The following is an 11,031-nucleotide window of genomic DNA, read 5'->3' as shown; positions in this document are numbered from 1 at the left end:
TCTATAGAACCCATTTGATAGCTATATAATTATGGTAGTCAAGTCTTTTCGCGCATCAATTTTGAGGAAAAATCATCATCTCAAGGAGTGTTGAATTTTTTGTATTATTTCTCCCCACATCTTCCTTCTTCTCTCTTCCCTCTTACCTCTTACCTCCTGTCTCCTGTCTCCTGTCTCCTGTCTCCTGTCTCCTGTCTCCTGACTCGTTGCTAAATTTATGAAGATACCTTCAGGGGTTCTACATATAGCATTTTTGCATAATTCCTTTTTGAATCACCGAAAAATTGGGTCTGAAGCCTCGCCCTTCTAGTAGGAATCCCCGTCCGTTTTACGGCAGTTAGGATGTCAATATATCTCCCCATTCTCCTTATATTCCCTTTGATTAGCATGAATTTAAGAATATACGGTAATCGTCAACTAAAAACTTTACCAGGAATGGCAACTCGTCCAACTTTGGCCAAGGTGCGAGAAGCCGTATTTAATATTTGGCAAAATAATATAGATGGATGTCGATGGCTGGATATATGTGCTGGCGTGGGTTCCATGGGTGCAGAAGCTTTATGTAGAGGAGCATCCTTAGCGATCGCCATCGAACAATATGGCCCTGCTTGTACTACAATTCGCCAAAATTGGCAACTCGTGGCTACCTCATCCCAGCAATTTCAGGTGTTGCGGGGAGATGTGTTGAAACGGTTAAAAGTGCTGGTAGGGCAGCAGTTTGATTTGATTTATTTTGACCCCCCCTATGCTAGTGACTTATATCAACCAGTATTAGAGGCGATCGCTCAATATCAACTTCTAGCACCAACCAGCGAGTTAGCAGTGGAACATAGTCCCGAAAGATGGCCGATTAAATCAGTTCCCACCTTAGAAATTTGTCGGCAGAAAGTTTATGGCAATACAGCTTTAACTTTTTTTTGTTCCATCGAGGGCAGAAATATTTTAACGTGACATACTGCCACACTATACCCCAAGGTTAGTGTAAGCTCCCTCGCTTTCTAGTCCCCCTGTTGCATGACTCCAGGAAACTCTAAGAAGGGAATGCTCTATCCCCCTGTATTTTATATTTCTGGCTGTGTTTTTATCGCGACACATCACAATGCCGCTCCGAAGGACAATAATGAATTCTGTCTGACAAATTTTTTAGGACTTTTTCACCACAATTAGAACAATCTTAGCTTGTGCCATTTGGATTCATAGCTATCGTTTTCTGTCCAGTATTTAAGTCCTACGGAGAACCTAACGATCATGTGACAGCAAGATTGGCTAATTAAATATTTAATTGGTTGCCCCGCTTATATTGTTGGTAGGCTGCAAAAAATAGTCCTGCCAATGTCACGAGAATCAGACCTAGTACGATTCCAGAAAGTAATGGTTCTACCACGAAGCCAACTCCTTTGATTGAAATTTTTGTTTGTTATTAATCAATACTACTATTTATTTTGAACCTAGGATTGACATCCTCTGGTGGCCTTAAGGCTAAGAGCGGATCGCTACCTAACCAATATTTCAAAACAAAAATCAAAAACATAAATAATAATATAGTAGATTAAAGTTTGGATTAAGCTTAGAGCATATTACAAGTTAATCTATTGAGGCTTAATTAATCTCTTGTGATTGTTCCCCCCAAAACTTTCTAGCCCATATATTTAAATCTTTAAACTTTGGATAAAAATCTTCCCCTGAAAGAATTAAAACTGTTAAGATGTGTAAATTGATATTAAATTTTCTTGTACATAATTGTTGAGATATTAAAGATTTTGGATAACCAACTTGCTGACACCAAAAAAGAAGTCCTACTACAGTGGATCAGCTTAGTTGGTCTGGCTGTTCTCTTGGTAATCCTATTTATAATCCTAGGAGTTAATCAGTTTCAAGTTTCTGATCCTTATATCAAAAACGTATTGTCCCTCCAGGGAGACCCGGTTAAAGGCCATGGGATTTTTCGGATGAATTGTGCAGGTTGTCACGAATGGCCTACAGATAGTCAGGTCGGTCCTAGTTTAGAAGGAATTTCCCAACATAAGTCGGACGTGGCAATTATTAAGCAAGTAGTTAGTGGCCAAACACCACCTATGCCCCAATTCCAGGCCAATGAGCAAGAAATGGCCGACTTGTTAAGCTATTTAAAAGAAATATGATTTAAAAGTAAAAAAGGGTTGCAAAAATAGCTTTAGCTTTGCTATATTAAAAAACGTTGCCGGTGTAGCTCAGTTGGTAGAGCACTCGACTTGTAATCGAACGGTCAGGAGTTCGAGTCTCCTCACCGGCTTTTTATATTAACAACCTAGTTATCTAGAACTTTTAGGAGCTTCTAGTAAATAAATTTATCTCAAGGCATCAGAATTATCCAGATACCATACCCCCAACAACAGAAAAAAGAAGTTGGAATAAAAGCTTTGTCTTGAGAGGTATAAAAAAATGAAACTACTTCAGACTGTAATATCAGTCGTAGTTGCTAGTGTTACAGCGATCGCCCTACCCAATGTGACATTAGGGACAACTCTCAAATTTGATTTAGAGTTTACCACATCAAATCAGAATATTTGGGGTGAGGAAAACGGCAATTTTAGTTGGGGTGGTGATAGTGGTTTGTTTGCAGTCGAGTGGAATGAGTCATTAGCAAAAAACTATTCTCTGATTCAAAATACTGGTTGTGGTAAGAAAGTTTGGGGTGTTTGTATTTGGCCACAAATTGAACAATTAGATGTAGGTTTTAATGCTTTTACAGAAGGTAAATTAGGTTTACAAAATACTTTTAATTTAAACGGTGGTATTGTTGATGCTTTAATTCCGGTTGATTTATTTTTTGAGATTCCAGATACATCTGTAAAAGCAGGAGAAATCTTGACAATTAGATCTGGTTTTTCTTTTGCTGATCATGCCAGTTTTTCGACAAAAAGTATAAATGCTTCCTATGATTTAGATTTAATATTTGATGTAGCTACAGGAGTAAATATTGAGCCTGGAAATCAACTAGATTTGGGATTTGATATTGATGAAACAATTAATCTAGTAAATCTAGATGGGGATAATGTTAATTTACAACTAGATGAAAAATTCGGAGATTTTGATATTAGTTTACCTCAAGTAAATACAACTAAATTTCAGTCTAAAAATTCTCTCAAGAATCAACTAATTTCATCTGGGGAAGATGAATTTATGAAAGCTGCCATAGATTTAGATGGTTTAGCTAGTCTATTATTTGGATTACCATCATTACAAGAAAAGCAAGAATTAGATTTAGGAATTTTTGGGAATCTTGGCTTCTTCTACAATCTTTTCGATATAGAAGTAGCAATGGCTTTATCAATGTTGCAAAATTTTTCTTTAACCACCATATTACCAGCCAGATTACAGTTAGAAGATAACACAATAATCAACTTTAATATTGGAGATGAAATTTCCTTAATCATGCCTGATAATGTAGGAGACTTTCTAGAAATAGAAGTATTTATTGATTTTCATGCCTTGTTTAGCAACTCTACCAGTTTAGGTATTGATTTTGGTCTGGATTTTGTGGCCGGGGAATTTGGTCTAGAGTTACCTATAATTGGTAATCAAAATTTAGGTTATTTGTTTGAGGAAAGTATTGGTATTTATGAAACTGCTGTTGAGGTATTTCATAACACATTTCAATTAGATGGCTTTAATTAAGAAACAGTTGATTTTCAAATAATAACTATGGCAGAATCTTTGAATACTCAACCACAAATTAGTTTACTATCAGCAGCATTAACTCAACCAGTAAAAAATAGTTATTTATCAAATAAAAATAATCTTATAGTTAAAAATACTAAGATTAGTAAGGAAGTTCGAGTGCCAGAACCTAGTTCAACAATAGGTTTATTTATATTAGGAATTTTAGGAAGTGGTTTAATATTAAAATCTAAAAAGCTCAGTTAAAGCAGTGTCAATTGTTAATTATTGAAACATACTCTAAAACTAAAAATAATAAGTTGTAAAAATTAGAGGCAATAAAATTTAGGTAATTAATTTTGCCTAGATACTTAGTAGGGAAAATTCATGTTTACGAAGCATTCTGTACGAAATAGCTCCTACAATGGTTATGATTTTGACTGTGTGGTTGATCTACCTGAAAATAGCTATAAATAACTGGTTAACCTGTCTGAACAATATTGGCAAAGCTTTTATTATTAATGGTAAGTAAATAAAGTTTCAAAACAGGCATTTTTTCTACCATAAAATGTCTAAGTACAGCACTAAGCAAATAGGTTTGTTCTCAATATTGATGTAGGTATTTAGCCGTCAGCTAGCCTCCTGGGTCGGAACTAGGTTAACGGCTATGAAAGGAGAATTAAAAGTTATGTTTGCGGAGCATTCCGTTTGCGTAGCATTCCGAAGGAAAGGAAATGAAATTGGTTATCAGCTAACCTTAGAGTTATTACTTTCAAAAGCTGTTTTAGTAGCATTCTGCAGGAAATTAGAACGTATTCCCCAGGAAAAGATGAAAGCTGAATGCTAATAGCTGAATGCTTAAATTTTGATACTAGATATTGGCAGGAATTAGACTTATTCATGTCTAATTCCTAACCAATGAAAAACTGACAAAATTTAATCCTTAAACAACAAAATTTTGTCCTTGGTTTACTGAGTCATAAGTCTTAGGGGAAGCATTCTGCCAAGTAAAGTCGTTATAGGAGCTACCAGTACCAGCTAACTGCAACGAATAACCTTCACGGGTAGAAAAAGTTTCCGATACACCAATAATTGAATATTGACATATTATTTGATATATTTATCATTTATAGAACTATAGAACTTACGCATCTAGTACGAAAGTATTAGCTTGAGATGACTTCATGATTGCTGGTAATGCCGAAAATACCTTGTGCGTGCGTAAGTTATAATTTAGTTAGATTGAATTTTGGGAGTAGTTATTGTAATGCTTAAAAAAGGAATTTTGGTATTTGTCTTAATTTTGACAGTTGCAGGTCTTTGTCTGATGAATATTTATCCGGCTCAAGCACAAGAAAATACTGTCAACTATACTCTCACAAACTTAAACGATCGAGATTTTTCTTACCAAGATTTACATGGTACTTCCTTTGCGGGTGCAACAATGTGGGGTGCAAATTTTCAAGGTGCAAATCTGCAAAGCACAATTATTACTAAAGGAGACTTTTTTCGAGCTAACTTAAGAGGAGCAGATTTTACTGAGACTTTTGCAGATCGAGTTAGCTTTGATGAAACTAACTTAACTAATGCTATTTTCACAGATGCCATGTTGATGAGTAGCACCTTCCGTAATGCAGACGTGACAGGGACAGATTTTTCTGGAGCAATGGTAGATCGCTATCAGATAAAATTAATGTGTGAAACAGCTTCAGGAAAAAATCCCATTACAGGAGTAGCAACTCGCGAGAGTTTAGGTTGTTCTTAAGTTAGCATCTTGATTATGAAACAATGGACTCGGCAAAAAGCAATCCCTGGAATTATTGGGGGAGTTGGTCCACTAGCACATATTGAATTTGAACGTCGGTTAATTGCCTTTAATAAGGCGCGAGGAGTTGTTGGCGATCGCCACCATCCCGTTTGGATTTTAATTAATGCTACTGATATTCCCGATCGGACTCAAAGTTTATTGGGAGAAGTGCCAGACTGTAGTCCTTGGATAGTTAAATACGGGAAAATCTTACAAATGGCAGGAGCTAATTTTTTGGTAGTTACCTGTAACACAGCTCATGCTTTTTATGAAAGGGTACAACCTCAATTAGATATTCCCTGGGTCCATCTGATGAATACGACTGGAGCATTTATTAAGAGTCATTATCTTAAGTCTCACAAGATTGGTGTTTTGGCCACAACAGGAACATTACAAGCTAAAATTTATGACAATAGTTTAAGTGCTTTAGGGTTAACTGTGATTTCACCACAATTAGACTCCCAATTACAGAGGGTAATTAACAGCTTGACATAATCTATGATTATCTAGTATAATCTATGATTATCTGTATTTGATTTTATGCTACTTGGATTCAAAACTGAACTACATCCCACAAAAGTGCAAAAAACCTTACTGGCTAAACACGCTGGTGTAGCCCGTCATGCCTGGAACTGGGGATTGTGGCTGACCAAAAACATATTGAATCACAATTCAAATAATCCTGATAGTAAACTTAAATTTCCTACTGCAATTGACCTGCATAAACTTTTAGTAGCAATGGTTAAACCGAAAAACTTCTGGTATTACGAGGTTTCTAAAACAGCACCTCAATATGCTTTGAGATATTTATCATCAGCCTGGAAACGCTGCTTTACCAAAGTGTCGGGAATGCCTAAATTCAAGAAAAAAGGTAGGGATGATAGTTTCACTCTAGATGGATCAATATCAGTAGGTTTTGATCGCATAAAATTACCGAGAATTGGATGGATTAAAACTTATGAAATCTTGCCAGATAATGTTACTCCTAAATCTGTAACTATTAGTAAAAAAGCTAATAGATGGTTTGTTAGCTTCAAGATAGAAACAGAAACTCAAATTACTGAGAAATCAATAGATGTAGTTGGTGTAGATTTAGGTGTAAAATCTCTAGCTACCTTATCCACTGGTGAGGTTTTTGTTGGTGCTAAATCCTACAAAAAGTTAGAAGCTAAACTCTCACGAGAGCAATACCTAAACAGACATAAAACCAAATTTTCCAATAACTGGAAAAAAGCACAGCTAAAAATAGCTAGACTACACACAAAGGTAGCCAATATCAGGAAAGATACATTGCATAAACTAACTACTTATTTGGCTAAAAACCACAGCCAAATAGTAATAGAAGACTTAAATGTATCAGGTATGATGTCAAATCACAAGCTAGCTAAGGCTGTTGCTGATATGGGGTTCTATGAGTTTCGTAGACAGTTAGAGTACAAGTGTGAGTTATATGGTTCTGAGTTAATCATTGTTGATAGATGGTTTCCTAGTTCTAAAACTTGCAGTAGGTGTGGAACTGTTAAAGAGTCTCTGTCTTTATCAGAGCGCGTTTTCAATTGCGAACACTGCAATTTTAGTTGCGATCGAGATTTGAATGCTAGTTTAAATCTAGCTATGGCGGTCAGTTCGACCGTGACAGTTTGTGGACTGGATAACGCAGACGTTGCCAGAATGAAGCAAAAATAGAACAGATAATCATAGATTTATATAGATTATCATAGGTTTCTAAGAACGGATGTTATGGATGCTATCTATAATCCAGCTTGGGGAGTGAAAGCTACAGGTACCGAAATTTTACCAGAGCCAATTTTGATTTTAGACAATGCGATGAAATGGTTAGAGGAACAAGGAGCAGAATTGGTGATTGCTGGTTGTACAGAGATATCGGTGGTCTTGAAGAAACTCAAACGTAATACCCTAATTGATATCGATCCACTAGATATTTTAGCAAATCTGACCTTAGATTTAGCGTTTGGTCATATTAATAATAGATAATCGATAATGGATATATAGATAATTGATAATTGATAATTGATAATTGATAAGTACTCGGACAGAATTAATTAGGGTTTGCTGAAAAAGTCTTATTAGTCAGGACTTACGCATTTTTGGGTTATAACTACTGCATATGTGTAACGTTATAGTTTTTGAACGCTTTATATAGTGCCTCTGCGTAAGTCCTGATTAGTAAGGGTAGGAGTCAGGAGTCAGGAGAAGAAGATATCGTCCCTTAATTTTTCTGCCATAGTCAGCCCAAAATACGCCATAGTCAACCCAAAATACTAACTTTCTGAACCTGAGCGACCTAAAAACTTGCACTTTTTTCAATCTAAAAAGGTTAAAACCTTTATCGCGCAGAAATCATTAATTCTTTTCGCCTACTTCCTATTCCTTCTTTAATTGCTATGCTTTATAAACATCTTTCTTAAGATAAAACTTGACAATACAAGTTAGTTATGCTGAAGTCTTGAATCAGCTTTTTTCTCAGAAATAGTGTATTGAATTAGACATTTTTTTGAGAAATGCAGACAAGATTTGTGCCTCCCCCCTCTTACCCCTCTTCCCCCTCTTCCCACAAGGTTTTCAGGAGTTCTTTATAAGGGATAGCTTGAATTGAGGGATTGCTGCTCGAACCTTAAAGGATTAGCAGGTAAAGACTTGAGTCTTTTTTGACTCCCAAAAAGTGCTAGGTAAAGAGTCTAAAACGCTCAAAAAGTTAGGATTTTGGGCGAACTAAGGACAGAAAAATTGGGGGGCAATTCTTACTCCTATCTCCTCTAAATTCTTCATTTCTCCTGACTCCTACCTCTACCAAAAGACTTTCCATACCCAAACCCTAAATAGGGTTTGCTGATTAAATATCAAAGCACTTATAGATAAAGGTTTGAGAAATTTTAGGCCTGGAAATACCGAGCTTTTCGGTTAATAGAGTTGAAAAAATGAGTATTTTGGGGTAACACGAGGCAGAGAAATCAAGAAACCATTATTTCAACCCACATTCCGCACGTCAAATTGTAACATTCAAAGTAGTATAGAAATTAGTAGGTTGGCAGGTATTTATACTGAAAGAATCATTTTCATTGACCTTTCTCAGGAGTCAAATCTCATAAAAAATATTAAGCATAAATACTGGATGGAACTAGATAATTAACTAAAATCATTCCCTACTAACTACTCATACTTTATGCTACATTTTGAAGTGCGGAATGTAGGTTTCAAGAACTTCCTCTATAATTCCCCTAAACTCCTGACTCTTAACTATTCCCTCCATACCTCCATACCTCCATACCTACCTCAGCAAAAAGACTTTCCATACGCAAACCCCATTTAGACTTCTAATCCTTGAGGTTCAGAGGTAAATTCTGGTGATTTTTGGGAATTGGAATCAGCGATCGCTGCTGTAGCAGCAATTGCAGTGTGAACAATTCCTACAGTTCGGAAAGGGTCGATAATTGGATCAATAGCAATCAATAGTAACAATATAGTTTCTAATGGTAAACCCAAGGGTTTTAATACTAAATCTAATACAGTTAAAGTTACAATTCCTGTTGCTCCTGCTGTTGCCATACCCGCTAAAATTGAAGCAATGATAATAATTAGGCAACTAGATAAGTTTAATTGATTATGATAAAGTTGACCTACAAAAATAGAAGTGGCTGCAAAATAAGCAACTGAACCAAATCGACAAACTGTCATAGTTAAAGGAACTACTAGATTAACTGTTTGTGTATTAAAGTTTAGGGATTCAGCTAAAGCAGAAATAGAAGAAGGTAAGCAAGTAAAACTACTTCTAGTTACCAAAGCTAAAATTGTCGGTTTTTTTAAACTAACCACAACTTGCCATAAAGAACAACCCGCCCTTTGCCAAACAACAAATGTACTAACTAGATAAATAATAAAAAATATTAAAATTGTCACGATTACAAAATTTTTCATAGCAACTAAAACATCAAAACCAGTAGTTGCTATTTGGCTAGCTAAAAGGAAGCACAAACCTATCGGCAAGAATAAAATTATCCAGTCAATTAATTTGATAAATGTTTTAAATACAACTTCTAAAGTATTAAATACATCTTCTTTATTAGATTCTTCGAGATTTCCCATTGCTGCACCAAAAACAATGGCAAAAAAAAGTGTTGCTAGAGCATTACCCTCACTTAAAGACACAAAAATATTTTCTGGAACTAAATTGAATAAAAAAGATATTAAAATTTCTTGTTGATTCATAACATCTCCATTAGGAGATATATCCAAATCTAATTCTGATTTGTTCACAACTAGACCCAAAGTTGTTAAGGTTGAATCATCGAAACTTCCTCCAGGATTAGTTAATGCTGTAACTATCTCTCCAATTATACTTACACCAACCAATCCAATTAAAAATACAATTAAAATACGTTTGATATACTTATTAGCCTCATTACTACTTATCAGTCTGCCTACACTCATAGTTATTGCTGAAAACAATAATGGTAAAACACACATTTTCAATAACCTAAGATATAAATCTCCATAAGGAGTTAAAGACTGACTAAGATTCTTTTGATAAATTCCCAAATATAACCCTAGTAAAATTCCAGGAACAATAGACCATGGATTACCCAATACCTTGATTAATGAATAAAAATTAAATCCATTAAATACTTCGTTTTTAATCATAATGAAAATAATAAAAATTTTTATTTTAATTTATACAAACTAGATTTTTCTAATAATTCAGAATATTCACTCAAGAAACCATTAACACTATAGTTAGTATTGGTAATTTTTAGGTATAAATTGACAAATTCTAACAGGTTATTGCTAGACCAAAGTAGAGCGCTCGCGATTGGATCTTGAGTATCTGTTAGAGCAATAGTTTGAAATTTTCAAGCCACATTTGGTTGGTTTACAACAATCTTTTTGACTTCTAAATCATCACGATAAGCTGCTAATACATCTCCTTTAATTGCCCCTTTAATAACATCATAGCCACTACCCAGGAATTTAGGTTGATTGGATGTCCTTATGGCAATATCTCCCATCAGTAATCTCCAGTATATAGATTCGCCAGAAATTACACCATAGTCATAACCAAAAAAAATAGCCCCCTCTTTGAGAGGAAGCCATAGCTAAATTACAACACACAAACCAATACAATAAATCATTAAATAAATAAATAAATATAGGGTTAATACTTAATTTTTTTATTGCTCGATAAATCTATAGTAGCAGCTATTTCATTGGATGTCCTTATAGCAATATCTCCCATCAGTAATCTCCAGTAATAGATTCCTCAGAAATTACACCATAGTCATAACCAAAAAAATAGCCCCCTCTTTGAGAGGAAGCATAAGCTAAATTACAACACACAAACCAATACAATAAATAATTAAATATATTCCGTGAAGACTTAATTTCTTTATTTATCTATATTTCATATACTAGCAAGTATTTGCGTAATTTTAGATCAAGATTTGGTAAAGATACTCAGTAATTTGATGAAGTTTTGGTAAAGCTACAGTAAATTCGTCAAATCATCATAGTCAGAAACCAAAAAAATAGCCCCCTCTTTGAGAGGAAGCATAAGCTAAATTACAACACAC

12 protein-coding genes and 1 tRNA gene are annotated in these 11,031 nt (G+C 34.9%); 10 read left to right on the top strand and 3 right to left on the bottom strand.

Annotated elements, in window-relative coordinates:
* The first annotated feature begins 387 nt into the window (after positions 1-387).
* Positions 388-951 carry a 16S rRNA (guanine(966)-N(2))-methyltransferase RsmD gene (rsmD, locus tag ACP6PM_RS20095; RefSeq protein WP_426587722.1) on the top strand — a complete coding sequence of 188 codons (564 nt, stop codon included), beginning with the start codon at positions 388-390 and terminating at the stop codon, positions 949-951.
* A gap of 319 nt (positions 952-1,270) precedes the next feature.
* Here rsmD and petG read toward each other — a convergent pair whose 3' ends face one another.
* Positions 1,271-1,384 (bottom strand): cytochrome b6-f complex subunit V, encoded by a 114-nt coding sequence (gene petG, locus ACP6PM_RS20090; RefSeq protein ID WP_293102365.1) that lies wholly within the window; start codon positions 1,382-1,384, stop codon positions 1,271-1,273.
* Positions 1,385-1,760: 376 nt separating this feature from the next.
* Here petG and ACP6PM_RS20085 point away from each other — a divergent pair, with 376 nt between their 5' ends.
* The 9 genes from ACP6PM_RS20085 to ACP6PM_RS20045 all read left to right on the top strand — a co-directional run bounded on the left by ACP6PM_RS20085 (position 1,761) and on the right by ACP6PM_RS20045 (position 7,441).
* Complete coding sequence (locus ACP6PM_RS20085) at positions 1,761-2,141, top strand: c-type cytochrome (RefSeq protein WP_426587720.1); 381 nt, start codon at positions 1,761-1,763, stop codon at positions 2,139-2,141.
* Positions 2,142-2,199: 58 nt separating this feature from the next.
* Positions 2,200-2,272, top strand: a tRNA-Thr gene (locus ACP6PM_RS20080).
* Between the two features lie 149 nt (positions 2,273-2,421).
* On the top strand, positions 2,422-3,657 hold the full coding sequence (locus ACP6PM_RS20075; RefSeq protein WP_426587718.1) for a hypothetical protein: 1,236 nt from the start codon (positions 2,422-2,424) through the stop codon (positions 3,655-3,657).
* Positions 3,658-3,684: 27 nt separating this feature from the next.
* Positions 3,685-3,906: a PEP-CTERM sorting domain-containing protein gene (locus tag ACP6PM_RS20070; protein ID WP_426587716.1), complete on the top strand. Its 222-nt coding sequence runs from the start codon at positions 3,685-3,687 to the stop codon at positions 3,904-3,906.
* Positions 3,907-4,306: 400 nt separating this feature from the next.
* Positions 4,307-4,486 (top strand): hypothetical protein, encoded by a 180-nt coding sequence (locus tag ACP6PM_RS20065; RefSeq protein ID WP_426587714.1) that lies wholly within the window; start codon positions 4,307-4,309, stop codon positions 4,484-4,486.
* Positions 4,487-4,906: 420 nt separating this feature from the next.
* Complete coding sequence (locus tag ACP6PM_RS20060; protein WP_426587712.1) at positions 4,907-5,404, top strand: pentapeptide repeat-containing protein; 498 nt, start codon at positions 4,907-4,909, stop codon at positions 5,402-5,404.
* Positions 5,405-5,419: 15 nt separating this feature from the next.
* Positions 5,420-5,941, top strand: a complete 522-nt coding sequence (locus tag ACP6PM_RS20055) for an aspartate/glutamate racemase family protein (RefSeq protein WP_426587710.1) — start codon at positions 5,420-5,422, stop codon at positions 5,939-5,941.
* Positions 5,942-5,986: 45 nt separating this feature from the next.
* Positions 5,987-7,132, top strand: coding sequence for an RNA-guided endonuclease InsQ/TnpB family protein (locus tag ACP6PM_RS20050; protein WP_426587708.1), 1,146 nt, complete (start codon positions 5,987-5,989; stop codon positions 7,130-7,132).
* A gap of 54 nt (positions 7,133-7,186) precedes the next feature.
* A complete protein-coding gene (locus ACP6PM_RS20045) occupies positions 7,187-7,441 on the top strand; it encodes a hypothetical protein (protein WP_426587707.1) in 255 nt (84 codons plus the stop codon).
* Positions 7,442-8,773: 1,332 nt separating this feature from the next.
* Here ACP6PM_RS20045 and ACP6PM_RS20040 read toward each other — a convergent pair.
* The gene (locus ACP6PM_RS20040; RefSeq protein WP_426587705.1) at positions 8,774-10,105 is read right to left on the bottom strand and encodes a dicarboxylate/amino acid:cation symporter; all 1,332 of its coding nucleotides are present in this window, start codon (positions 10,103-10,105) and stop codon (positions 8,774-8,776) included.
* 209 nt (positions 10,106-10,314) lie between these two features.
* Positions 10,315-10,470, bottom strand: a complete 156-nt coding sequence (locus ACP6PM_RS20035; protein ID WP_426587703.1) for a hypothetical protein — start codon at positions 10,468-10,470, stop codon at positions 10,315-10,317.
* Between the last annotated feature and the right edge of the window lie 561 nt (positions 10,471-11,031).

Origin of the sequence: Dapis brunnea BLCC-M229 (assembly GCF_050015995.1) — a bacterium.
In the GTDB taxonomy this organism is placed as follows: Bacteria; Cyanobacteriota; Cyanobacteriia; order Cyanobacteriales; family Microcoleaceae; genus Trichodesmium.
This window is presented reverse-complemented; position numbering and strand designations above follow the sequence as displayed.